General features: G+C 60.6%; 16 protein-coding genes. 7 read left to right on the top strand and 9 right to left on the bottom strand.

Annotated elements, in window-relative coordinates:
• Positions 1-18 precede the first annotated feature (18 nt).
• The 7 genes from HDE79_RS02770 to HDE79_RS02740 form a co-directional block, all read right to left on the bottom strand.
• Positions 19-1506, bottom strand: a complete 1488-nt coding sequence (locus tag HDE79_RS02770) for an efflux transporter outer membrane subunit (RefSeq protein WP_184600386.1) — start codon at positions 1504-1506, stop codon at positions 19-21.
• Positions 1493-2698 carry an efflux RND transporter periplasmic adaptor subunit gene (locus tag HDE79_RS02765; RefSeq protein ID WP_184600385.1) on the bottom strand — a complete coding sequence of 402 codons (1206 nt, stop codon included), beginning with the start codon at positions 2696-2698 and terminating at the stop codon, positions 1493-1495. Before HDE79_RS02765 ends, HDE79_RS02770 begins: the two co-directional genes overlap by 14 nt.
• A complete protein-coding gene (locus tag HDE79_RS02760) occupies positions 2691-5882 on the bottom strand; it encodes an efflux RND transporter permease subunit (protein ID WP_184600384.1) in 3192 nt (1063 codons plus the stop codon). Before HDE79_RS02760 ends, HDE79_RS02765 begins: the two co-directional genes overlap by 8 nt.
• 178 nt (positions 5883-6060) lie before the next feature.
• The gene (locus HDE79_RS02755) at positions 6061-7440 is read right to left on the bottom strand and encodes a HAMP domain-containing sensor histidine kinase (protein WP_221439988.1); all 1380 of its coding nucleotides are present in this window, start codon (positions 7438-7440) and stop codon (positions 6061-6063) included.
• Entirely contained in the window at positions 7424-8104 is a 681-nt protein-coding gene (locus HDE79_RS02750) for a response regulator transcription factor (protein WP_184600382.1), read from the bottom strand. Before HDE79_RS02750 ends, HDE79_RS02755 begins: the two co-directional genes overlap by 17 nt.
• A gap of 89 nt (positions 8105-8193) precedes the next feature.
• Positions 8194-9051, bottom strand: a complete 858-nt coding sequence (gene rpoH, locus HDE79_RS02745; RefSeq protein ID WP_184600381.1) for an RNA polymerase sigma factor RpoH — start codon at positions 9049-9051, stop codon at positions 8194-8196.
• Positions 9052-9360: 309 nt separating this feature from the next.
• Entirely contained in the window at positions 9361-10050 is a 690-nt protein-coding gene (locus HDE79_RS02740; RefSeq protein WP_184600380.1) for a LuxR family transcriptional regulator, read from the bottom strand.
• Positions 10051-10167: 117 nt separating this feature from the next.
• Here HDE79_RS02740 and HDE79_RS02735 point away from each other — a divergent pair, with 117 nt between their 5' ends.
• The 6 genes from HDE79_RS02735 to HDE79_RS02710 all read left to right on the top strand — a co-directional run bounded on the left by HDE79_RS02735 (position 10168) and on the right by HDE79_RS02710 (position 21264).
• Positions 10168-10590, top strand: a complete 423-nt coding sequence (locus tag HDE79_RS02735) for a DUF4902 domain-containing protein (protein ID WP_184600379.1) — start codon at positions 10168-10170, stop codon at positions 10588-10590.
• 146 nt (positions 10591-10736) lie between these two features.
• Complete coding sequence (locus HDE79_RS02730; RefSeq protein ID WP_184600378.1) at positions 10737-11348, top strand: acyl-homoserine-lactone synthase; 612 nt, start codon at positions 10737-10739, stop codon at positions 11346-11348.
• A 726-nt stretch (positions 11349-12074) separates the two neighbouring features.
• Positions 12075-13346 carry an efflux RND transporter periplasmic adaptor subunit gene (locus HDE79_RS02725; protein WP_184600377.1) on the top strand — a complete coding sequence of 424 codons (1272 nt, stop codon included), beginning with the start codon at positions 12075-12077 and terminating at the stop codon, positions 13344-13346.
• A gap of 19 nt (positions 13347-13365) precedes the next feature.
• Positions 13366-16497 carry an efflux RND transporter permease subunit gene (locus HDE79_RS02720; protein ID WP_184600376.1) on the top strand — a complete coding sequence of 1044 codons (3132 nt, stop codon included), beginning with the start codon at positions 13366-13368 and terminating at the stop codon, positions 16495-16497.
• A gap of 10 nt (positions 16498-16507) precedes the next feature.
• Entirely contained in the window at positions 16508-19813 is a 3306-nt protein-coding gene (locus HDE79_RS02715; RefSeq protein ID WP_184600375.1) for an efflux RND transporter permease subunit, read from the top strand.
• Complete coding sequence (locus HDE79_RS02710) at positions 19783-21264, top strand: efflux transporter outer membrane subunit (RefSeq protein ID WP_343205896.1); 1482 nt, start codon at positions 19783-19785, stop codon at positions 21262-21264. The genes HDE79_RS02715 and HDE79_RS02710 overlap by 31 nt, the downstream gene beginning before the upstream one ends.
• Before the next feature lie 50 nt (positions 21265-21314).
• Here the strand turns inward: HDE79_RS02710 and HDE79_RS02705 are convergent, their stop codons facing one another.
• Positions 21315-21725 (bottom strand): SRPBCC family protein, encoded by a 411-nt coding sequence (locus tag HDE79_RS02705; protein ID WP_184600374.1) that lies wholly within the window; start codon positions 21723-21725, stop codon positions 21315-21317.
• A 350-nt stretch (positions 21726-22075) separates the two neighbouring features.
• On the opposite strand from HDE79_RS02705, the gene HDE79_RS02700 reads away from it, so the two are divergent.
• Positions 22076-24010, top strand: a complete 1935-nt coding sequence (locus HDE79_RS02700) for a sigma-54-dependent Fis family transcriptional regulator (RefSeq protein ID WP_184600373.1) — start codon at positions 22076-22078, stop codon at positions 24008-24010.
• On the opposite strand, the gene HDE79_RS02695 is transcribed toward HDE79_RS02700, so the two are convergent.
• Complete coding sequence (locus HDE79_RS02695; RefSeq protein WP_184600372.1) at positions 24011-26434, bottom strand: TonB-dependent receptor; 2424 nt, start codon at positions 26432-26434, stop codon at positions 24011-24013.
• Between the last annotated feature and the right edge of the window lie 180 nt (positions 26435-26614).

The following is a 26614-nucleotide window of genomic DNA, read 5'->3' as shown; positions in this document are numbered from 1 at the left end:
ATCCACTATCCATGAGGACTAGCGCTTGCCAGCCGGCAGTTCAGCGGTCGACCAGCCACCACCCAGCGCCTTGATCAATTGCACGCTGGCGCGTAGCTGGTTGGTGTTGAGCGTGAGCAGGCTACGCTGAGCGTCGAGTGCCGTGGTCTGGGCCTGCACCACGTCGAGGTAGCCGACAGCGCCTTCCTTGTAGCGTTCCATCGAGAGATCGACGGAGTGCTGGGCTGCATCGGCGGCGTCTTTCTGATCGGTTCTGGCCACACCGATGTGATCGATCTGGGCCAGATTGTCCTCGACCTGCGCGAATGCATTCAATGCCACACCGCGATAGCGCGCGCCGGTTTCATCGGTAGCAGCCTTGGCGGCGCGCACGCCAGCCTTGCGCTTGCCGCCGTCGAAGATCGTCTCGAACAGCGAGGGGCCGATCGCCCAGAAATGATTCGGCGCGGTGAGCAGGCTTGGGTATTGCGCGCTTTGGAAACCGCCCTGTGCACTCAGCGTCAACGACGGAAAATACGCGGCGCGGGCAATGCCGATACGCGCATTGGCCTCAGCAACACGGCGTTCGGCCGCAGCGATATCCGGGCGACGCTGCAGCAGGGTGGTCGGTACGCCGATCGGCACCTGCGGCAGAGCGATCGTATCAGTCTGCGCAGCCAGCTTGAACGTACTGGCCGAGTCACCGACCAGCACAGCGATTGCGTCCTGGATCAGCGCTCGCTGTGCCAGCGCCTGTGACCATAGCGACTTGGCCGAGGACAGCTGCGACTGCGCGCGCGCCACGTCCAGCCCTGACACGATGCCGCCGGTGTGCAGCGTCTGGGTCAGCTTCAACGCCTTTTGAAACGCGTCGATGCTTTGCTGGAACAGTGCGATCTGCTGATCGAGCCCGCGCAGCTGAATGTAGTTATCGGCCAGCTGAGCCTGCAGGCTCAGCTGCGCCGATGCCAGATCGGCGGCGGATGCCTGCGTCTCGGCCTTGCTCGCCTCTACCGTGTTGCGCACGCGGCCCCACAGATCGACCTCGTAATCAACCTCGGCGCCGACCGTAAACGAGTTGTAATCTGCTGGCGACGCATTCGGACCGGTCAGCGAGCCGCGTAATGGCTTGGTATCGGATTCACGATCGCGCTGACCATTGGCGTTGGTACTGACGGTCGGGAAAAGCGCCGAGCGCGCCTGCAGATTGAACGCCTGCGCCTGCCGGTAGTGCGCCAGCGCTGCGGCGAGATCGGCATTGTTGGCGAGCAGGCGCTGCTGCAGTTGATCGAGCTGCGCGTCGTGATAGACCTGCCACCACTCATCGCGCGGCAGCTGATCGGACTGCTGCGCGGTCTGCCAGAGGCTCGTGTCCTGGTAGGACGTGGCAACCGGCACAGCCGGCACCTTGTATACCGGCGCCAGCGAGCAGCCAGCCAACGCAATGACGATCGCCAGCGGCGCGGCGCGCAAAAACGTGGCCGACCGTGCCACTCGACGCCGGCCCGGAATTTCAGGCTTTGTCATCGGGCTTGCCCTTGGCTTGCGGCTCGGAAATCTTGACTTGATCGCCGTTGACCAGACCATCCGGCGGGCTGTCGATCACGCGATCGTCGGCGGCGAGGCCGGAACCGATCTCCACGGTCTTGCCGTAATCATGCAGGATCGTCACCGTCTTGAACGCCACCTTGTTGTCGCTGCCCACCGTGGCCAGATGCAGGCCGCTGGCGTTGAAGATCAGCGCGCTGGCCGGTACGCGTAGCCCGGCGGCATTGGCGTCCAGCTTGAAGCGCACATTGGTGAAGCTGCCCGGCATCAGCTTGCCGTCGGCGTTGTCGACCGACAGCTGGATCAGCGTGCTGCCGGAGCTGGCATTGACCGCTTGTGACGAGGCGTCGACCCGGGCTTCAAATGTGCGGCCCGGATATTCCGGCACAGTGAGCTGCGCGGTGGCACCGGCAGGAATCGACGGCACGAAAGTCTGCGGCACCTGCACGTAAACGCGCAGCTTGCTGACGTCAGACACCACAAACAGCGGCTGACCACCGCCCGTACTACCCGCGTTGATCAGCGCACCGACATCGGTATTGCGCGCAGTCACCACACCATCGAACGGCGCGACGATGCGGGCGTAAGCCTTGGTTGCCTCGATGCGATCGACATTGGCCTTGGCCGCGTTGGCGAGCGCGCGCTTGGCGGTGAAGTCACCGGTCTTCTCGTCCACTTCCTGCTTGGCAACCGAATCGGAGCTGAGCATGGCCTGCCAGCGCTTGGCCGTAGTCGAGGCCAGTGCCTCGTTCGCCTGCGCACTGGCCAGATCGGCCTTGGCCTGCAGCAGTTGCTGATCCAGATCCGGCGTGTCGATCTCGGCCAGCAGCTGGCCAGCCTTGACGCGCCCACCGATGTCGACCTTCCACGACTTGAGATAGCCAGCCACGCGCGCATACATCGATGCCTGCGTGTAGGCCTCAATGCGTCCGGGCAGTTCGAGCGGCGAGCCGGCGCCGTTCTTTTCGGGCGTGGCTACGTTGACGGTCGGCACCGTCTGTTCGTTGGTCCAGGTTTTCAGATTTCTGGATTCGACCACGCGGGTGGCGATGCCGATGATCACGACGACGATCACCACCACCAGAGCGATCACCCCGGCCAGCCGTACGCCACGATGCGAGGGTGGCGTGGGTTTGGGGAACGTCGAATTGGACGGGGTTGACTCAGACATGGGCAGGCTCTCCGGAGGCGGGCGCCGGATCAGGTTTGTGGACGTAGCGCGCGTGGATGATGCTGAACACCACGGGCACGAAAAGGAGTGTTGCGGTTGTCGCGAAAATCAGGCCACCGATCACGGCGCGACCCAGTGGCGCATTCTGCTCGCCGCCTTCGCCAAGACCCAACGCCATCGGTGCCATGCCGATGATCATCGCCAGCGCCGTCATCAGCACCGGGCGGAAACGGACGAAGCCGCCTTCCAGTGCCGCCTCCAGTGCATTGCCATGATCGTGCAGGCGCTCGCGGCAGAAGCTCACCACCAGAATCGAGTTGGCCGTTGCCACGCCCATGCACATGATCGCACCCGTGAGCGCCGGCACCGACAACGCCGTGTGCGTCACGAACAGCATCCACACGATACCGGCCAGCGCGGCAGGCAAGGCGGTGATGATCACGAACGGATCGCTCCACGACTGGAAGTTCACCACGATCAGCATGTAGATCAGCACCATCGCACCGAGCAGGCCAAACAGCAGACCCGAGAATGCGCTGTTCATCGTCTTGACCTGACCAAACAGTTCGACGTGCGAGCCCTTCGGCAGCTCCTTGTCGTGTGCCGCAATCACTTTCTGGATATCAGCCGAGACGCCACCAAGATCACGATCCTGCGTGGTCGCGAAAATCTGCACCACCGGCTGGATGTTGTACTGATCGACCACCGCGTTGGTCGTTTGCCGGGTGACTGTGGCCAATCCACCCAGCACCTGCGAGTTGCCGTTGCTGCCGGTGACCGACAGGTTGCGCAGCGAGGCGAGCGAATCCAGCGTGTACTGCGGTGTCTGCAGCACGATCGGGTAGGAAATGTCATTCGCAGGATTGAGCCAGAAAGTCGGCGCCACCTGACTGGAGCCGGCGAGGTTCACCACCAGACTGTTGGTGACATCGCGCTCGGTGATGCCCAGCAACTGCGCCTGGGTGCGATCTACATCGATATTGAAACCGGGGTTCGCCTGCGACTCCTGGATACGCGCATCGGCAATGCCCGGGATGCGCTTGATCTCACGCAGCAGCGTATCGGCATATTTGAAATTGGCCGGCAGCTTCGGGCCGCGGATCTGCAGCGCGATCGGCGCGGGCGAACCGAAGTTCAGAATCTGGCTGACGATATCGGCCGGCGGGAAGGAGAACGTCACACCCGGGAATTCGTGCGGCAGTTTTTCGCGCATCTGCCGCACGTAGTCGGCAGTCGGGTGATGGCCCTCGTTCAGCGCGATCTGGATGTCGCCATCCTGCTCGCCGATCGTGCCGGTGTTGTTGTAGGTATTGTTGATACCGGAGTTCGACAGGCCGATATTGTCGACCACGGTGCCAAGCTCACTGGCGGGAATGATGCGTTTGACGCTCTGCTGGATCCGCGCAAATAGCTCAGCGCTCTGCTCCAGTCGGGTGCCCACCGGCGCCCGCACGTGCATCAGGATCTGACCCGCATCCACATCGGGGAAAAAGTTGCGGCCTAACGTCGGCACCAGCGCGAACGAGAGCACGACAAAGGTCATGAAGCCGATCACGAAAATGCGCCGGTGCTCCATCGCCAGTGCCAACAGGCCGTGATAGCTCGCCCGCACCTTTTCGAAGCGGGCTTCAAACGCACGCTGGAAGCGCACCAACGGATTGCGCGTCGGCTTCACTTCCAAGTGCTGACCATGCTCATCGACATGCGGATGCAGCAGATACTTCGCCATCGTGGGCACCAGCGTGCGCGACAGGATGAACGAGGCAATCATCGCGAACATCACCGCTTCGGCCATCGGCACGAACAGGAAGCGCGCCACACCATCGAGGAAGAACATCGGCACGAACACGATGCAGATACACAACAGCGAAACGAATGCCGGCGTAACGATCTGTGCCGCACCATCGAGGATCGAGCGCTCGACCTGTTTGCCCTGCTCCAGATGCCAGTTGATGTTCTCGATGGTCACCGTGGCGTCGTCGACCAGAATGCCGACCGCCAGCGCCAAACCACCCAGAGTCATGATGTTGAGCGTTTCGCCGATCGCCGACAGCGCCGCGATGGACGAGAGAATCGCCAGCGGGATCGACACCGCGATGATGACGGTGGAGCGCCAACTGCCGAGGAACAGCAGAATCATCAAACTGGTCAGCGCCGCCGCGATAATGCCTTCGCGTGCCACACCCGTGATCGCCGCACGCACGAAGATCGACTGGTCGCCGATCGGCGCAATCTTGAGGTTGTCAGGCAGGGTCGCCTTGGCATCTTCCATTCGCTGGCGGATACCGGCAACGATGGCCAGAGTCGAAGCAGAACCATTCTTCAACACACTCATCAGTACCGAACGGCCACCATCGACATGCACGATATTGGTTTGCGGCGGCGCACCGTCGAGCACGTGCGCGACATCGCGAATGTAGATGGTGGTGCCATTGACTGTCTTGACGGGCAGATCAGCCAGCCCCTGCAGCTCGCCGGGCGCATTGTTGAGCTGCAGGGTGTATTCGAAGTTGCCGATCTTCTGCGTGCCGATCGGCGTGATCAGGTTCTGCGCCGCCAGCGCGTTGGCCACATCGTTGGCAGACAGTCCGCGCGACTGCAGCGCCGACGGGTCGATGTCAATCTGCACCTGACGGGTTTTGCCGCCATACGGGTAAGGCACCGCGGCGCCGGGCACCGACACCAGCTGCGGACGCAGGATATTCAACGCCAGATCGCCCAGGTTTTGCTCGGTCAACCCTTTGCCCGATAGCGCCAGCTGCAGGATCGGCACCGTCGACGCGCTGTAGTTGAGGATCAGCGGCGGAGTGGTACCGGGCGGCAGCTGGCGCAGAAGCGTCTGCGATACAGCGGTCACCTGCGCGTTCGCGGTGGCGACGTTGACCGTTGGCTGAAAGAAAATCTTGACGATGCCGAAGCCGACGATGGATTTCGACTCGATGTGCTCGACGTCATTGACCGTGGTGGTCAGCACACGCTCGTATGGCGATGTGATACGGCCTTCCATCTGATCGGGCGGCAGGCCGGTGTACTGCCATACCACTGCGATCACCGGAATATTGATATCGGGGAAAATATCGGTCGGCGTGCGCATGGCCGACAGGGGGCCGATGATCAGGATCAGCAACGCCAGAACAACGAAAGTGTAGGGTCGCGATAGCGCGATCCGCACGAGGGCCTGCATGGAGTATCCCGCGATAATGTTGCGTAGCAGCGAATTTTGCCACGCCGCGCCATCTCACCACCGTTTTGGCGCATGAAGATATTTTCATGCGCCAAAACGGTGGGCCGTCAGACAGCCCTGTGGGGCAACAAATAACCCAACCAATCAATACTCTAACAGCGACTTTGTATCGAACCTTTCACACGCCAGTGGCATTGAGGCAATGCAGACTCAGTCGGGCACCCCGCTCGCTACCTGCAATTTCCAGCGTGTAACCGTGCAGCCGCGCTATCGCACTCACAATGCTGAGCCCCAGCCCTGAACCGGGCGTGCTGCGGCTGCTCTCGGTGCGGTAGAAACGACGCGTTACCGCGTCACGTTGATCCGGCGGAATGCCTGGCCCGCTGTCACTCACATCGACCCACGGACCATCGTCGGCCGTGCGCGCCCGAATTTCCACCAGGCCTCCCGGCGGTGTGAACTTGATCGCATTGCCAACCAGGTTGCTCAGCGCCTCAAGCAGCAGATGCCGGTCGGCATGGATGAAGGGAAGCGCTGGCAGATCCAGCGCCAGCTGCTGACCACGATCTTCCGCCAGCGGCAGATACAGTGCGTGCACTTCACGCAAGATCTCGGCGAGATCGACATTGTCGAAACCGACCCGGCGGCGCTGGTTTTCCAGTTCGGAAATACGCAACAGCGCCCGGAAGCGATCAAGCAGTGCATCGGTGTCGACCATGCATGCGTCGAGCGCTGCCGTCTCGTCGCTATCCTCGCCAAACTGCTGCTGCAGGCGATACAGCCGCGAGCGCAGCCGCGTCAGCGGCGTGCGCAGATCGTGCGCGATATTGTCGCAGACGCCTTTCACTTCGCCGAGCAACCGCTCGATCTCGTCGAGCATCGCGTTGACGATGCCGGCCAGCATGTCGAGTTCATCGCCGTGGCGACTCACCGGCAGGCGGCGTGCCAGATCGCCCTGCATGATCGGCATGGTGGCCTGCCGGATCGCGTGCACGCGTCGCCAGGGTCCGCGACTGAGCAGCAGTCCGCCGAACAGGCCAGGAATCACGGTCAATGAAAGCCCCCACAACAGTGCCTGCAAAACAATGGTGCCAATGCGGTCGACGATGCTGGTATCGCGCGTGATCAGCAAAATGCGGCCATCCTGCAGTCGCACGGCTGCGGCGCGCACGCGGCCGTGCTCATCACTACTGCTGTCGTTGCGCGACACGCCCTGTTGCAACAACGCCACCGGGCCATTGACCCGCACCATCGCCGGCAGCGTCGTGATCGTGCCGGAGAGATAGTTGCCCTGCGCATCGAACACGCCCCACGCGTTCAGGCGGCGTGTTTCCAGCCTGTCGTAGTCGTTCAGTGCATGCAGCCGCGTGCGCTCGTCGAGCATCGAAAAGTACGTGGCCTGACGACCGATCAGGTCATTGGAAACGCGGCCCAGATAGCTGGCCGCCTGCCAGTAGATCAGCCCAATCACGACGCCGCCCCACAGCGCGAAAAACGTACCGTAGATCAGGATCAGGCGCGCGGTGGTGGAACGCCAACTGTCAGTCAGTTTGCGCAAGACTGTACCCCGAGCCACGCACCGTATGGATCAGCGGCGCCAGTCCGGCCGCATCGATTTTTCGACGCAGCCGACCGATATGCACGTCGATCAGATTGGTTCCGGGATCGAAATGAAAACCCCATACGGTTTCGAAAATCATCGTGCGGGTGAGTACCTGCCCCGCATGGCGCATCAGAAATTCCAGCAGCTTGAACTCGGTCGGTAACAGCGACAGTTCCTTGTCGGCACGACGCGCCACATGCCGCACCAGATCCAGCTCCAGATCGGCAACGGACAACACCGTCTGTGGTGCCTGCGGACGGTGTCGGCGCAGCAGCACCTCCACGCGTGCCAGCATTTCGTCGGGCGCAAAAGGTTTGGTCAGATAGTCGTCACCGCCTGCACGCAGGCCGCGCACGCGCTCGTCCACATCGCACAGCGCGCTGATCATCAGCACGGGCGTAACCACGCCCTGTGCTCGCAACTGGGTCACCACGCTGAGGCCGTCCATGCCGGGCAACATCATGTCCAGCGTGATGGCGTCGTAGCAGGGGTCGGCTGCACGCAACAGGCCTTCACTGCCATCGGCGATGCGATCGACGTCGATGCCGTGACTCGTCAGCTCCGCCGCGATTTCGCGGGCGGTGACGTCGTCATCTTCGATCACCAGAATGCGCGGCATCGGTACGGATCTATCCGGTAGAAACAGCAACTAGCATAACGAAACGGCCTCCAATGGAGGCCGTTTGTGGTCAATCCTGCGTTGAATGCTCAGGCGGCGAACAGGCCACGCATCTTCTTCATCGCGTTAGCCTCGACCTGACGGATGCGCTCAGCAGACACACCGTACTCATCGGCCAGATCCTGCAGCGTGGCCTTGTCATCGTCGAGCCAGCGGCGCTGGACGATATGGCGCGAACGCTCGTCCAGATGAGCCAACGCGTCGGTCAGATTCTGCATCTGGTTGTCGGCATAGTCGGCATCGGACACGTTCTCGTACGGGTCGGCGCTGTCGTCGATCAGGAACGCCGCCGGTGCCGGCTTGGCATCGTCGTCGGCATCTGCCGGCGCTTCGAAGCCGATATCACGACCGGACAGACGCGATTCCATCTCGCGCACGGTAGCCTCGGGTACACCCAAGTCCTGCGCCACGGTGCGCACCTCGGCGGCATTCATCCAGCCCAAGCGCTTCTTGCTCTTGCGCAGGTTGAAGAACAGCTTGCGCTGCGCCTTGGTGGTGGCGACCTTGACGATGCGCCAGTTCTTCAGGATGAATTCGTGCATTTCGGCACGGATCCAATGCACTGCAAAGCTGACCAGGCGAACGCCCTGATCTGGGTCGAAGCGCTTCACCGCCTTCATCAAGCCGATATTGCCTTCCTGAATCAGGTCAGCCAGTTGCAGGCCGTAGCCGCTGTAGCCACGCGCCACGTGCACCACGAAGCGCAGGTGCGACATCACGAGCTTCTTGGCCGAGGCCAGATTGGCTTCTTCGAGGAAATCACGCGACAGCGCCTGCTCCTCTTCAACGCTCAGCACCGGTATGCGATGAACGGCGGAAATATAAGCATCCAGACTGCCCACTACGCTGGGGAGTGGCAGGCTAGCGGTCACCAAAGACTGGGACATGAGTCGAACCTCCATAACAGGATGACAATTTAGCACTCGACTACTATGAGTGCCAAAGACCGCACAAGTTCTCGGCCTTTATTGAACTAGATGGTACAACAAATACCAGGGGATATCCAGATGTCGAGGTCGCTCAGTCAGGTCAGTAAACGGCCAGGCGGTATCAGTAGCCTCTATTCATACATTAGAGGGCGCTTTCATGAGCAAATATGGCTCTGCCCTGCTGAGATCCAGCGATCTGTTCAACTTGTCTTGGTTGGTGATCTGCTCAGCGATCGTGAATTGATGACCGGCCGACGACGCGCTTAATCAGAGAATGTTCAACAGAAATGCTTTTGCAACCGCTTGCGTTTTATTGGTTGCATTCAGCTTGGCTAGACTACTCGTGATGTGAAACGTGACTGTGCGCATGGAAATGCCCAGTATTGTGCCAATTTCATCCGCCGTCTTTCCTCCTGCGCTCCATCGCAAAACTTCAATTTCACGGGCGGTTAATTGGTAATCCTCACCTGATCGGATGTCCCTGGTTTCTATGGCGCTGATCAGCCCATGGGTGACGTGCGATAGCCAAACCAGCTGTGGCTCCTTGTCCGCTAATTCCAAAGCCGTCACTTTCTCGTGCGTCCGTGCAAGAGACAGCATTCCGGTCGTCATGTGCTTGCCGTGAGTGGCTAGTGCCCATCCGTGCCGAACGCCGTGGGCATTTGCCTCTTCCCAAAAAGCAGGCTGACTCTCGAAATGATCGCTCGCCCAGATAACGGGGGATAAATCCCGGGATGCTTGCCGAATCAGTGGGTCGCTATCGAGATAGTGATTCGTAAAATAGTGTTCGAGCCACTTGGCCGGATAGGTGCTGGACCAAGTGACTACTGGACTGGCGACCGGGAAAGGCACACGAAGAACGTACGAGCAGTATTCAAAGCCGAGCTGATCAACGATGACTGCAAGCGCTTTCAAAATTCCAGCCGAAGACCCTGCCGCTGAAGACAGTTGGTCCAAGCAATCTTCACGCCAAGCCTTCACTTTTATTCCCCTCCGTTACCGTGTGGAATCTAACAGTTTGCTGTCCAACAAACTGGGGCTACGGTGTAGACCTCGCATTGCCATGGAAGCACAATGAGCTCGCAGCCCCGTACAACCTCCCAAGCCGCGCAGGTATCTCTGGACGGCTATATACGTATGACGTTTGAAGTTTTTTCAAGATTGAACTTTATTCGAAAGCTGTCTTGGGAGGACCATAACCTCATTGAGAACCTCATCCCAGAAGGTATTCAGGCTTCTTGTGCAGGCTATTGCGAATGGGCAACGAGCGGAACTCATCATGTGAGCATCGGCTGGGCTTGGTTTGCTCTTCCTGACGGACGACAATTCATGGCTCCGGGAGGAATAAGCAGCAACGTCATGCTCGTTACGCAAAACCGTTACGACCTGGGAATGGAAAGGACAAGCGAGTTACTGAGTACCTGGCTGTCCACCGAACAATGGCAATCTCAGCAACACCACTCGATATCTGAACTTGTGCGTCCACCGCTTTCTTGAGGACTTGCGATACGTCTTTTTCAGCATCACCAAGACAGATCCGCAAACCTAAATTACTCCTTTCGTCAACTGTACAAGCTTCCAGTTATCGATAGGTAAGGAATCTTCTCCAATGCCGTTATTCCCGATCCCCGGAGTCACGGCATATGCTGACAGTTGTGACTGGCACGGCAAGCCAACTGCCTCCCGGTCTTGAGACGGCACTTGCCGTCTACAGGCACGAGGTTTTTATAGACGCGCTGCAATGGCAGCTTCCTGTCGAGAATGGGTTAGAGCGCGATCAATTTGATCGGCCAGATACGCTGTATGCCATCGCAAGGGATGTGAATGGCAGCGTTTGCGGCTGCGCACGCCTGTTGCCGACCACCAAAGCGTACTTGCTCGACGAGGTTTTCCCCAGCCTCATGAATGGCGCACCCACGCCGCACGCCCCGGATGTCTGGGAGTTGTCACGATTTTCGACAATGGCCACCAACCAAACTTCTACACCATCGCGCGAAGAACTGAGAAGACGCTTCTGCTCGCTATTCGCGGCCGTAGTCGAGGTTGCGGCCACGCAAGGTGCCGTTCGACTCATTACCTTCACAGCCCTTGGCGTCGAGAGAATACTCCGGAGTATCGGCATGCACGCGCATCGGGTGGGGCCGCCTCAAATGATTGATGGCGAGCCCGTCCTGGCCTTGTGGATCGAATTGGATGACCAGACGCGGAGAGCCCTGAACCTGCCGGCGACTGATGCTGTGAGATTGAAACATTAAAAAAGAAGGCCGCCAGACTGATGAAATCATCAGTCTGGCGGCCTTTCAAAGCTCAATCATTCCCGGACACGTCCTATGAATTCCTTGGCCACTTCCAGACGGCCACCGGGAATCACATAGATAGATGCTTTGCCCTCTGTGAGCTACTGTAGAAACCTACAGGTATGAATAATTTCTATCGCTACGCCTGAGTCCACATAGCTGAAAACAGCTAATAAAGTGATCTGCCGTTCATCGCCGAAGGCTCGCAGCTACCGCATCAAGGCATCTGAACAAAGATGGCGCGTGTGCCGATAAACCAGCGCACGAGACTACGCTCAGCTGCGCGGGAGGCCCCCTCAATCGAGTAATGGCAATCAGAATTTCCGACCAACCTACGAAATTAATATCAATCAAATCAATATTTTATAAAATTTACCGATTTCAGGATTCTCGCCAAGTGGGTTTACAAGCAAGTCCGGTAGCCTGAAAAGCAGGTCGAGATCGGGATGCCACTGGCAATGTGCTGGTGGCGCCGTTGCCGGGAATGTATGGCCACGGCGGCATCCCGACGGATTTCGCAAATTCTTTTGATGAAATCATCCTGCCGGTGTCAACCGCATGGCCTGGAAACCGTTGAAAACACTCTGCCGATGATGCTGACGACGGCCCTGCCGTCCGGGACGATGCTGTTTTGATTAATGAAAGTACGGTAGTAATGAACGACGAACACCGAGCAGATTGTTTATGAGCACCGTCACTCCGAACGCAGCCGGTCATCACCCGCACAAAAAACGCGGATGGCTCATCGCGATGGTGGTGATTGTCATTCTGGTGGTTCTTGTGGTGTTTCATCTCTTGAACGGCAAGAAAGAGAGAGTCGGCACGCCAGCGCAGGTGGTCAGCGCCGCCACGGCGACCTTGGGCAGCATGCCGGAAACCTTGAGCGAACTCGGCACAGTCACTCCGATCGCCACTGTCAACGTGCTCCCGCAATTGAGCGGTTACCTGACCGGGGTTGGTTATCAGGAAGGCCAGGACGTGACGAAGGGGCAATTTCTCGCCCAGATCGATCCGCGCCAGTACGAAATCAGCAAGCAGCAGGCGCAGGCGCAATTGGCCAAGGACCAGGCAACGCTGGACCAGGCCCGCGCCGATCTAGCCCGCTACACGCAGCTGCACGAGCAGAAGTCGATTGCCGAGCAAACCTACGCCGACCAGAGGTTCACGGTGCAGCAGGACGAGGCCGCCGTGCAGTCTGACCGTGCCAGCATCGCGCAATACGATCTCGATCTCACCTACTGCCATATCACCGCGCCGGTGGCCGGACGGGTTGGCCTGCGGCTGGTCGATCCCGGCAACTATGTTACGCAATCGACCTCACCGGGCATCGTGACCATCACTACGATGAAGCCGACCACGGTGCAGTTCACCGTGCCGCAAAACGCGCTGAGCAAGGTGCTGGCCCGCTTCAATACCGCCAATACCAAGCTGGCCGTCACCGCTTACAACAGCGACAACACCAAGCAGATCGCCGCCGGCTCGCTGTATGCGCTGGGCAATCAGATGGCCACGGGTACCGGTACGGTGAGCCTGCGCGCCACCTTTGCCAACGACGATGAGGCGCTGTTCCCGAGCGAATTCGTCAACGTCAAGTTGCTGGTCGATACCCTGCAGAACGCTGTACTGGTGCCAACGCCAGCCGTGCAGAGCGGTGCGCCGGGGGATTACGTTTATCTGGTCAACGCCGACCAGACCGTCTCCGTGCACAAGGTGACGCAGGGGCCGAGTGACGGCAAGAACACCGTGATCCTGTCGGGCCTTTCGGCAGGCCAGCAAGTGGTCACCGATGGCATGGACCGCTTGAGCGACGGCGCCAAGATCAAGATCGCGTCCGCCAGGTCCGCCAAGCCGGCTGAAGCTGGCAGCACCGACGCGCCCGCATCGTCCGGCACCAGCGCGCAGCAGCCACGCGGAAAGCGGACACACGACACCGCCTCCGCCTCACGCGCTTCGTAAACGGCAGGCAGGCGATCCGATGAATATTTCCCGCCTGTTCATACTCAGGCCGGTGGCAACGTCGCTGCTGATGATCGCCCTGGTGATGGTCGGTCTGGTGGCGGTGAAGTTCCTGCCGGTCTCGTCCCTGCCCGACGTCGATTACCCGACGATCCAGATTCAGACCTTTTACCCTGGGGCCAGCCCCACGGTGATGGCAACCACGGTAACCGCGCCGCTGGAAGTGCAGCTGGGCGAAATTCCGGGCCTGCAGCAGATGACCTCGAACAGCTCGGCCGGGGCTTCGGTCATCACCCTGCAGTTCGATCTCTCACTCAATCTTGACGTCGCCGAGCAGAACGTGCAGGAGGCGATCAACGCGTCCAACAGTCTGCTGCCCACCGGCCTGCCAGCACCACCGACTTACGCCAAGGTAAACCCGGCCGATCAGCCGATTCTCACGCTCGCCGTGACATCCACCTCGATGTCGCTGCCGCAGCTGCAGGACGTCGCCAACAACCGGCTCGGCGCGAAGATTTCCGAAGTGTCGGGTGTCGGCCTGGTCACGCCGGCCGGCGGCAATGTTCCAGCGGTCAGGGTCGAAGCCGACCCGCAGAAGCTTGCCGCGTACGGACTCAATATCGATGATCTGCGGTCGCTGATCGCCAACGTCAACGTCAGCCAGCCCAAGGGCAACTTCGACGGCCCGGACCTAGATTACACGATCAATGGCAACGATCAGATCCAGGATCCGAAAGATTACCTGGACACGGTGATTTCTTACCAGAACGGTGCACCCGTTTTCTTGCGTGACGTCGCCCGCGTGACCCAGTCCGCGCAGAACACCGAGCAAGGCGCCTGGTACAACAAGACCCAGGCCATCGTGCTCAACGTCCAGCGCCAGCCCGGCGCGAACGTGATCGCCACGGTCAACCAGATCAAGCAGTTGCTGCCGCAGCTGGAGTCAACGCTGCCGGCGGGCATGAAGGTCGAGATCGTGTCGGACAGCACCGGCGTGATCCGTTCATCCGTCTCCGATGCAGCGTTTGAGCTGATCCTGGCCATTGCGCTGGTGGTGCTGGTGATCTTCGTGTTCCTGCGCAACATACCGGCCACGATCATTCCGAGTATTTCCGTACCGGTCTCGCTGATCGGTACGCTGGCGGTGATGTACGAGCTGGGTTACTCGATCGACAACTTGTCGCTGATGGCGCTGATCATCGCTACCGGTTTCGTGGTCGATGACTCGATCGTGATGATCGAGAACATCGTGCGTTATCTGGAAGAAGGCCGAACACCGCTGGAGGCTGCGCTCGAAGGCGCCGGACAGATCGGCTTCACCATCCTTTCGCTGACCATCTCGCTGATCGCCGTGCTGATCCCGCTGCTGTTCATGGGTGGCGTGATTGGACGTCTATTCAGCGAATTCGCGGTCACTCTGGCGGTGACGATCGTACTCTCCGGCATCGTCTCGCTGACCCTGGTGCCGATGCTCTGCGCGCGCCTGCTCAGAGCGCAGGTGGATCGCCACCCCAGCCGCTTCGAGCGGATCAGCGAAGGCCTGTTCGACAAGACCCTGGCAGCCTACGAACGCGGGCTGCGCTTTGTCATGGCACGCCAGACGCTGACGCTGATGGTGTTCCTTGGAACGCTGGCGCTGACGGTGATCCTCTACATCGTCATCCCCAAGGGCCTGTTCCCGACGCAGGACGTCGGCGTGATCCAGGGCATCAGCGTCGCCGACAATTCGGTGTCGTATACCGCGATGGTGGAACGCCAAGCCGCTTTGGCCGAGGCGATCCTCAAGGATCCGGATGTCGCCGATCTCACCTCCTATGTTGGCATCGACGGCACCAACACCACGCTCAACAACGGCCGCTTCCTGATCAATCTGAAGGATCGCAGCGATCGTTCCTCGACCGCCGCTGAAATCGCCCGACGCGTACAGACCGAGGTAACGAACGTATCGGGCATCAAGCTGTACCTGCAGCCCGAGCAGGATCTCACCCTCGACACCACCATCTCGCCGAACCAATACCAGTTCGTGCTGCGCGGACCGACCCAACAGGCCTTTACGCAGTACGTGCCCCAACTGGTCGCGCGCATGAAAAAGATTTCGTCCATCACCGACGTCACCAGCGACCTGAACAACGACGGCCTCAGCGTCAACGTCGAGGTCAATCGCCAACTGGCCGCACGCTACGGCATTACCCCGGCGACGATCGACAACGCGCTCTACGATGCACTCGGTCAGCGCATCGTGTCGACGATCTTCGATCAGTCCAGCCAATACCGAGTGATCCTGGTGGCCAAACCAGAAAGCCTGCCGACGGTCGAGTCGCTCGGCAACATCTACCTGCCCAGTCAGACCGGCAGCAGTGGCCAGGTGCAGCTGAAAGGCATCGCGGCGATTCAGATCACCAAGTCGCCGCTGGTGATCAGCCATCTGGCACAGTTTCCGGCCGTCACCATTTCGTTCAACCTGGCCAAGGACGCCTCGTTGAGCAAGGCGGTTGACGAAGTCAATCAGGCCGAGCTGGCGGTGCATCTGCCGTCGTCGATCACCTCATCCTTCCAGGGCGCCGCGCAGGCGTTTCAGGATTCGCTGTCGAGCGAGGTCTACCTGCTGATCGCCGCTCTGGTCGCTGTCTATATCGTACTTGGCGTGCTGTATGAGAGTTTCATCCACCCGGTAACGATTCTTTCGACGTTGCCATCGGCCGGTATTGGCGCGTTGGTAGCGCTGATGATTGCGGGCGAAGATCTGGACGTCATCGGCATTATCGGCATCGTGCTGTTGATCGGCATCGTCAAGAAGAACGCAATCATGATCGTCGACTTCGCGCTCGAGGCCGAACGCGAACACGGCAAGTCGCCGGAAGAAGCGATCTTCGAGGCGTCGCTGCTGCGCTTCCGGCCAATCCTGATGACTACGCTGGCGGCGATGCTCGGTGCGTTGCCGATGCTGCTGGGTACCGGCACCGGTTCGGAGCTGCGCCGACCGCTGGGCCTGGCCATCATCGGCGGCCTGACCTTGAGCCAGGTGCTGACGCTGTTCACCACGCCGGTGATCTACCTGCTCTTCGATCGCATGGCGCTGCGCTTCCGGCGCAAGCGTTCGGAACCGTCTTCAGGATCGTCGTCTGATCAGGCGATAGAGCACACGCCGTGAGCATGTCGTCATGAGCATTCCTGGCATCTTCATCAAACGGCCGGTGGCGACGACCTTGCTCGGTGTTGCCATCCTGCTGTCCGGGCTGTTGGCGTATTTTCGCCTGCCGGTAGCGCCGCTGCCGAACATTACCTTTCCGGTGATCGTGGTGCAGGCGAGCATGGCCGGTGCCAGTCCAGACATCATGGCCTCGACCGTGGCCGCGCCACTCGAGCGCCGATTGGGTTCGATTGCCGATGTCAGCGAACTGACGTCGACCAGTTCGGTCGGCACGGCGCAGATCACCATCCAGTTTGGCCTCGGCCGTGATATCAACGGCGCCGCTCGCGACGTGCAGGCGGCACTTCAGGCCTCACGCGCCGACCTGCCGTCGACGCTGCGCAACAATCCCACTTATCGCGAATACAACCCGGCCGATTCACCGATCATGGTGCTGGCACTGACCTCGGAAACGCTGACGCGCGCGCAGCTCTACGACTCGGCCGATTCAGTCATCCAGCAGCAGCTGTCGCAAGTCGATGGCGTGGGCCAGATCACGCTGGGTGGCAGCGCACTGCCGTCGGTGCGCGTGGAGCTGCAGCCGGATCAGCTCAACAGCTATGGCATCGGCCTGGAGGACGTGCGCGCGGCGATCAGCGCGGCCAACGCGAATAGCGCCAAGGGCCATATCGATCAGGGCAACCAGCGTTTCGAGGTATTGTCCAACGACCAGATCAACAAGGCCGCGCCCTATCGTGATCTGGTCGTGGCCTATCGCAACAACGCCGCGGTGAAATTAAGCGATGTTGCCGATGTCGAGGATTCCGCCGAAAACATCCGCAACGCCGGCCTCTACAACGGCAAGGACGCCGTGCTGGTGATCGTCTTTCCATTGCCGGGTGGCAATATCGTCAAGACCGTTGCGCAGATCCGCAACGTGCTGCCGTCGATCGAGGCCACGCTGCCACACGATGTGCATGTCGGCATCGCCGTGGATCGCTCGCAGTCGGTGAACGCCGCGGTGGGCGATACCGAGCGCACGCTGTTCATTGCCGTGCTGCTGGTCATCGGCGTGGTGTTTGTGTTCCTGCAGTCGCCGCGCGCGATTCTGGTGCCGGCGGTGGCGCTACCGCTGTCGATCGTCGGCACCTTCGGGCCGATGTATCTGCTCGGTTACAGCATCGACAATCTGTCGCTGATGGCGCTGACCATCGGTACCGGTTTCGTGGTCGATGATGCGGTGGTGGTGTTGGAGAACATCGTGCGCCACGTCGAATCGGGCATGGACGTGCACGAGGCCGCGTTAGTCGGCAGCGCAGAGGTCAGCTTTACAGTGATCTCGATGAGCTTGTCGCTGATCGCGGTGTTTTTGCCGATCTTGCTGATGCCCGGCATTGTCGGCCTGCTATTCCACGAATTCGCAGTGACGCTGTCCATCGCAATCCTGATCTCGCTGGTGATTTCGCTCACCATTACGCCGACCATGGCGGCCTTCGTACTGAATCGCAAAACGCTGCATTCAAAGGCGCGCTGGGCGCTGTGGTACGAGCGGCAGTTCGAGCGCTTCCAGAACGCCTATTCGCGCACGCTGACCACGGTGCTCGATCACGCACTGCTGGTCGGCCTGACGCTGATCGGCCTGATCGTGCTCAACGTGTTCCTGATCAAGCTGCTGCCGTCCACGTTCTTCCCGGAACAGGACAACGGCATCCTGATAGGCCAGATCATCGCCGATCAGAGCATCTCGTTTCAGGCGATGGAGAAGAAGCTCGCGCAGTTGCAGGCGATCGTGAAGAAGGACCCTGCGGTCGCCTCGGTCGCAGGTTTCACTGGCGGCCGCGCACTGAACACCGCCAATGTGTTTATCGAACTCAAGCCGCTGGCGGAGCGCAAGCTCTCCGCAACTGAAGTGGTCGATCGCCTGCGCCCGAAGCTCAACGGCGTGTCCGGCGCCAAGCTGTTTCTGCAGGCGGCGCAGGATCTGCATATCGGCGGCCGCTCGTCAGCGGCCGAATATCAATACACGCTGACCAGCGATGACCCCAATGCGCTGTTCACGTGGGTGCCCAAGCTGGTGACCGCGCTGGGCAAGGACCGCAGCCAGATGTCGGACGTCAACTCGGACCTGCAGCAGAACGGCCTGCAGATCTACGTCAACATGGATCGCGCCACGTCGGCCCGGTATGGTTTTGCACCAAATCAGCTGGACAGCGTGCTTTACGACGCCTTCGGCCAGCGCACTGTGTCGACCGTCTACAACCAGCTCAACCAGTATTACGTCGTCATGGAAGTTGCACCGAAATATTGGCAATACCCGCAAATGCTCGACCGTATTAAATTCAGCACCGCGGCGGGTAATGCAAGCGGTACAGCGCAGACACAGATGTCGAGCGCGCTGGTGACAGGCGTGACTGCCGAGTCGGCGGAAACATCGACGCAAAGTTCCTCGTCCACCAATGCGCTCAACGCCAACGCCGAGGCCAACCAGCTCACCAACGCCATCTCGAACGCCAAGGGTGGCAGCTCCAGCGGTAGCGCGGACAGCACATCGGCCGAGACGCTGGTGCCGTTTCCCGCACTGGCCACCTACGTGAGCAATCACACCGCGACGCAGGTCAGCCATCAGGGTGGCCTGGTTGCCGCCACGATTTCGTTCAACCTGCCACCCGGTGGTTCGCTGAGCAAGGCTACCGAAGAAATCAATCAAGTATCTCAGCAGTTGGGCCTGCCGGCATCGATCCACGGCAGCTTTGCCGGCGCCGCGCAGGTGTACGCGCAATCCATGTCGACCATGCCGCTGCTGATTCTGGCGGCGCTGGGAGCGGTCTATATCGTGCTCGGCATCCTCTACGAAAACACCGTGCACCCGATCACCATTCTCTCCACCCTGCCATCGGCGGGCATCGGCGCCACGCTCGCGCTGCTGATCTTCGGCACGCCGTTCTCGGTGATCGCGATGATCGGCATCATCCTGCTGATCGGCATCGTCAAGAAGAACGCGATCATGATGATCGACGTCGCCATCCATCTGCAGCGCGACGAAGGCTATGAACCACAGAGGGCGATCCACGACGCTGCCGTCGTGCGCCTGCGACCGATCATGATGACCACCGCCGCCGCCGTGCTCGGCGCCGTGCCGTTGGCCATCGGCATTGGTCAGGGCGCGTCGCTGCGCCAGCCGCTGGGCATTACCGTGATGGGCGGCCTGATTCTCAGCCAGGTCTTCACGCTTTACACCACGCCGGTGATCTACCTCTATCTCGACCGCCTGCGGGCCAGGCTCGCCAGGTGGTCGGAAACGCTGCCGTGGAACAGACGATCGGACGCAAGCGCATGAACATGAAGATATCCCTCACAGTCCTCGCTTCTTCGCTGGTCCTGTTGCTCGGCGGTTGCATGGTCGGCCCCGATTACCAGCGTCCGAAAGTTGCCGTACCCACCCAGTACAAGGAACTGCCCGGGTGGACGGTAGCCGAACCTTCCGCCGCCGCGCCGAAGGCTGACTGGTGGACTGGCTTTGACGATCCGCTGCTCAACCAACTCGAACCCATGGTGTCGGTATCCAACCAGACCGTGCGGCAAGATTACGCCAACTACCAGGAAGCGTTGGCCGAAGTGCAGCAGGCCCGCAGCGGGCTGTTCCCGACTATCGGCGTTACCGGCTCGGGCACACGCGAACGCAGCGGCAGCTCAAGCACGAGCGCGGCCAGTGGCTCACGCGGCAGCGTGATCAACTCCGGCTCGCTCGAAGGCAACGTCAGCTGGGCCCCGGACCTGTGGGGCAAGGTCCGCCGCACTATTGAAGAAAACAAAGCGACCGCGCAGGCCAGTGAAGCGACGCTGGCCAATGCCACCTTGTCCGAACAGACCGCGCTGGCAACCGCCGTCATCGAATTGCGTGTGGCCGACGCTAATATCGACCTGCTGCAGAAAACCGTCGATGCGTACAAGGAGTCTCTGCGCGTGGTTGGCAATCAGGGCGCTGCTGGTACCACGCCACCCTCCGACGTCATCAGCGCGCGCACCCAGCTGGAGAATGCGCAGTCCAGCCTGCTCGCGTTGGGCGTGTCGCGCGCGCAATACGCGCACGCGATTGCCGTGCTGGTCGGCAAGAATCCGGAAGAACTCGACATCCCGCACAGCACGACCTTGCCCACGCTGCCCTTGGTACCTGCTGGCGTACCGTCGACTCTGTTGCAACGTCGACCGGACATCGCCGTGGCCGAGCGGCAGATGGCCGCGGAAAACGCCGCGATCGGCGTCGCCGTGGCAGCCTACTACCCGAGCCTCTCGCTATCGGGCGCCGATGGCTTTTCGCAATCGCCGCTGGCCGGCCTGCTGCACGTTGCCAACCACATCTGGTCGCTCGGCGCCGACGTCAGCGAAACAGTGTTCGATGGCGGCGCACGGCATGCCGAGGTTGCTGCGGCCAAGGCAGCCTATGAAGCGTCGGTCGCCAACTATCGCGGCACGGTACTGACGGCATTCCAGAACGTGGAGGACGATCTGTCCGGCCTGCGCATCCTCGCCCAGCAAGGTGACGTGCTGGACTCGGCCGTGCGCGACGCCAGCCGCGGAGCCGAGATCGCATTCAATGAATATCAGGCCGGCACGGTCGACTACACCACCGCCGCCACCGCGCAGGCAACCAAGTTGAGTACGCAACAAAGCGCGCTGAGCGTGCAGCAGCAGCGTCTGCTCGATACGGTGTCGCTCATCGGCGACATGGGCGGCGACTGGACGGCCAGCGCGCTTGGCGATCCGGGAAAATCCTCGACCAGGCATTGACGTCGAAGCGGCTACTCGAGCAATCAGTCGCGTATAACTACATCGAGAACTCAGCCATTCAGCGCCGACACCAGCGCGAGCAGGCCTTCGTGATAGTGCGCCTGCAGCGTCTTGCAAGCGCCGACCTCGCCATCGCCCAGTGGTTCGAACTCGCACGACCACACCACCGCACTGCCACCTTCGCTATCCCGCACGTGCAACGTGGCCCGGCAGTTGTTGACCGGTACCTTGCCATCAACCACGACGTAGACATAGCGGCGCATGGCATCGCTGCGTGCTTCCAGCCGCTCCACCGCACGACTGCCATCGACGTAATGCACGGTGCGGATGCGCCCCTCCCACGACAGATCCACGCTGCTCACTTGTGGATGCCAGCGGTGCAGACCGCCAAAGTCGCCGATCATGGCCCACACGAGATCGGCCGGGTTGGCCAGGCGTTGCACGACCCGCACCTCCGTCATGTCCCTATCTCCTTCGAATCACCAGGCACGTCATCGACATTTCCGATCTGTCGACTCCGTTCCAGAACAGACACATCAGAAAACAGGCTACAGAAGAGTCAGGCAAGAGCCGAGCCAACGACGTTGGCCTGGCACAGCCTCGATGCCTGGGTAGCTGCAGCGATGCCGTTCCGATGCACTGTCGCTGTTCTGGCACAAAGGTCGGTGACAGTCCGTGCCAAATGTTGCGCTGCAGTTTGATTACCGCTGGCACCGGGACCATTCTTAAATGACGACCATCTAAACGACCAACATCTGGGGACTGACGCGTACCCACGGGACACGGCAGTCCATCGTCGAGAGAGCCAAGCATGAGCAGCAATCTGCAGATAACGCACGCGGTATCGCATGTCGATGGTCTGCTGCGGGAGCGGCTTGGCCGCGGCGAAGTGGCGCCACACGTCACCAAATCCTGGCAGCGCTGCGTCGACGAATTTGGCACAGCGCCGGACGCGATACGCGATACGCCAGTGCTCAACGCTCAAGCCGTGCGCGAACGGCAGCAGCAGTTCGGCGAACTGCTCAATGTGGCGCGCGCCGAGATGGAAAGTCTGTACGAGATGATCGCCGGTTCCGGCTACGCGGTCATTCTCAGCGATACCGAAAGCGTGATTCTCGGTGCCATTACCGACCCCAGCCTCACCCGCGAATTTCGCGACGCCGGCCTGCGCATCGGCGCGATATGGAGCGAACAGTACGAAGGCACCAACGGGCTGGGCACCTGCCTCGCCGAAGGCGTGCCGGTCACCGTGTATCGGGACGAACATTTTCGCCGTTTCAATACCGGGCTGTCGTGCTCGGGCGCACCGGTGCTGGATGCGCAGGGCAAGGTGCTGGGCGTACTCGATGCCTCCACCGTCAACACCGGCGATACGCGACTGATCCAGCGCCACACGATGGCGCTGGTGAACATGTCGGCCAATCTGATTTCGCGCTGCCGCTTCATGCGCGAATGCGCCACCACCTGGGTATTGCGATTCCACAGCCGCCCGGAGTTCGTTGGCCTGCTGCACGAAGCACTGCTCGCCGTTGGCAGCGATGGCATCGTGCGCGCGGTCAACGACAGCGCGATGGCGCAGCTGGGCATGTCGCGCGCGCAGCTGGTCGGCAAATCGCTGACTTCGATTTTTCCCTTCGACTTCGAAACAGTGGAACGTCGCGCCGCCACGGATGCATCGCTGCTGTGGCCGGTACGCGATCTTGCTTACGGACGTCGATTCTTCGCACGTGTGCGCACGCCCACCGCGCAGTCCACCACGACCTCCCGCACACCGAAGAAAGAAACCAGCGGCGTGCAGACGTCCACTCGGCAGCACGTGGTCGCCGATGCGCGGATGCAGCACAACATCCATTGCGGTCGCCACCTGTTCGGGCGCAAGGTGCCACTGCTGCTGCAGGGCGCGACCGGCACCGGCAAGGAGGCATTCGCCAAGTCGCTGCATCTGGCCAGTGCATGGGCGGAGCGCCCGTTCGTGGCCGTGAACTGCGCGGCGATTCCCGAGGCACTGATCGAAAGCGAGCTGTTCGGCTATACCCGCGGCGCATTCACCGACGCTGCACGCGAAGGTCATCTGGGCAAGATCCGCCAATCCAGCGGCGGCACGCTGTTCCTCGATGAAATCGGCGACATGCCACTGCACATGCAAACGCGCTTGCTGCGCGTGCTGGAAGAACACGAAGTGGTGCCACTGGGTGGCGAACAGGCTGTGCCTGTGGATCTGCATATCATCAGCGCCACGCATCACGATCTACTGCAAATGGTGCAGAACGGTGAATTCCGTGAGGATCTCTATTACCGCCTCAATGGCATCACCCTGCAGCTGCCGACGCTGCGCGAGCGCACCGACAAGCGCGAGCTGATCGAGGCCCTGCTGGCCGATGACGATAACGACGAGCCGATCCCGGCGATCCACGACGATGCCATGCAGCGGCTGCTGGACTATCACTGGCCAGGCAATATCCGCCAGCTGCGCAACACATTGCGTACCGCGGCCGCGCTGTGCAGCGACAGCATGATCCGTGTCGGCAACCTGCCGCATGAAATCACCGATGGCAGTGCATCTCAAATCACAAGTCATGCAATCAAGGATGCGGCGGCACCACTGCAATCCGCCGAACGCGATGCGCTGCTGCGCGAACTCGAACGCCTGCACTGGAATATCAGTCGCGCTGCCAGTGCGCTTGGCATCAGTCGCAATACGCTTTACCGCAAGATGCGCAAGCACGATATCGCCCTGCCCGGCTGATCAGAAGGTAACCCGCACACCACCGTAAACCGCCGTTGGCGCGGCCGGGCTGTAGAACCGGTTGTCGACGCCCGGACCGTTGGTCACGCCGTCGGCCGGAACACCCGGGGCACCAATGCCGGTCGGGTCGCTGTAAATCCCGTATGTGGCGTATTTGGCATTGAAGATGTTGTCGATCGAACCGAATACCTCGACATTCCTGGCGACCTGATAACTGGTGTGCAGGTTCACGACGTGATAACCCGGCATCTGCTGATTCTGGTTGGACTCATCGCCAAAATAAAACTGGCTGCTGACCACAATCATCGACGCGCCGAGCTTCCATTGCGGCGTAAAGGCGTAATCCACACCCATTTTCACGCGATTCTTCGGTATGCCAGGCAAGCGGTCACCCGGTCGCACCTCGATATTGCCGTCCGCATCCTGGTAAGGGTTCGAGGGTGAGGGCAGTTGGATGGCCGATTGAAAGGTGGCGTAGATGTAGCTGTAGTTGACGTAAGCCGACCACCGATCGGTTTGATAATTGAAACCAGCCTCGAGACCTTCGCGCCGCGTCGAACCGATGTTCTGGTAGAAGCCACTGCTGACCGAGGTGGAAATGCCGTAGATGTCGTCGAATGAATTGGTTCGAAACGCGCTGAGATTCCATGAGATGCCGTCACTGACCGAGGACCCATCGGGAATCTTTCCGCGCAAACCGAGTTCCGCCGTATGCGCAACCACCTGCCGCAGGTTCGGCGGATCGCCCGCCAGATTCGACGGTAATAGACACGGTTTCGTCGGATCGGAGCATTCGATTTCGCTTGCGGTCGGCGTGCGCGTATTGGTAGAGATGCCTGCATACGCGGTGAGCGTCGGTGTCAGCTTGTACGTGCCGCCGATGGCGGGATTGAAGTGGCTGAAGCGACTGTTGCCGGTGAGACTGGTACCACGCTGATCCTGCAGATCGATGTGCGCTACGTCGTAGCGCCCGCTCGCGGTCAGTGCAAGGTTCGGCGTCACGTTGAAAGTATCGGTGACGTAACCGCCGGCATCCCTGTCATTCGCGCCAAGAATCACCGGCACCGCACCGAAAGGTGAACTCTCCGCCGTATCGATAATCAGGTCGGATGGCAGCACCGAAAGCTGCGCATTGATGACACCGATCTGCGCGCCCGAATAGAAATTCGTATGTGCGTAGTCGAACGTGGCGCCAACGGTGAACTGATTGTCGTGCCCGAAAATCGACTGATCGTTACTCGCCTGCAAGGTCGCACCACGACCATAGGAATTGATCGTCTCGAAATCATTTTCGCCGATCGGAACTGCTCCGCCATCGGAGATATCCGGCAGGTTTTGCCCCGCCGCGTTGACGACCGGCGTGAGTCCGTCGGACTGACACAGGGAACCGGAAGCAGCCGCACTGGTACAGGCGGTGTAATCCGTGGTGTTGCCATTGGCGACGCTCTGCGAGAACTGCCGGTAATACAGCACGCCCTGCACTGACCAGTTATCGGTCGCCTTGTAGGTACCGTTCAAGGCGACGAAATTCAGCTTGTTGTCGTTCGCCTGTGGGCCGGTGAAAACGAGTCTCCGACTGATCGCCAGTTCCTGCGCAGGCGCGGAGCCCTGACCGTCCAGTTGGTTCTCGGCATGCGTGTAACTGAGGTCGAGTGAGAGCCGGTCCGTGCGTGCGCTCAAGTCGGTATAGAACTGGCGCAGCGAGTCGGAGGAGAAGTCGCGCCAGCCGTCTTCATCCAACGTCTTGGCCGCAGCGTAGATGCCGAAGGTACCGTTGTTGGCGCCGTACTCCGCGGCCGCGGAACGCTGACCGAAGGAACCACCTGACAGCTCAAGCTCACCGTCGGTGTAGTTGAAGCCGTTTTTCATGTCGACCGAGATGGCCCCACCCAGCGCATTGAGCCCATAAACGGGGTTCGAGCTGACGACCTGTACGCGATTGATCGCCATGTCGGGAAACAGATCCCAGTTGACCGTGTCGCCGAACGCCTCGTTGATACGCACGCCGTTCTGGTAGACCGCCAAACCCTGGGGCGTGCCGAGCACCGGCGAAGCTTCGAAGCCGCGATACAGAATATCGGGTTGAAACGGGTCATCGAGATTGTCGTTGATGCTGATACTGCCCAGCTGCGCATTCAGCGCTTGCGTCATGCTCGCAGAGCCATTCCGCGTGAGATCAGACGCCGACAGGCTTTGCACATTGCCCGGAACCTTGTCGGCATCCAGCACCGCTCCGCCCGGGACGGCGGTGGCTTGGACCACTACAGTCGCCAGCTGCTTGGCATTGACCGGAGTATTTTGCGTTGTTGCCTGTGGCGCCGGCGCAGCAGGAGAAACCTCGGCAGCGTTCGAGGCCTCCTGCGCATGCAGAAGCCCTGCACTGACGAGCGCAACGAACAGCAGTGCCCGAGGGAGAGTGCACAAGCGACTCCATCCATCTATCTTGAAATGATCCATCGTGTCTGACACCCCGGCCGATCGATTTTCCCGGCAAATCCTGTCCGATAACGCGCAACGCGAAACCGCCATCATTCAAGCGCTAAAGCTAGAGCAGCACGGTGTGCGCTGACTACGGGAAGAACTCCCGAATGCCGACCCGCTACC

The organism is Rhodanobacter sp. MP1X3 (assembly GCF_014207165.1).
Lineage (GTDB): Bacteria > Pseudomonadota > Gammaproteobacteria > Xanthomonadales > Rhodanobacteraceae > Rhodanobacter.
This window is presented reverse-complemented; position numbering and strand designations above follow the sequence as displayed.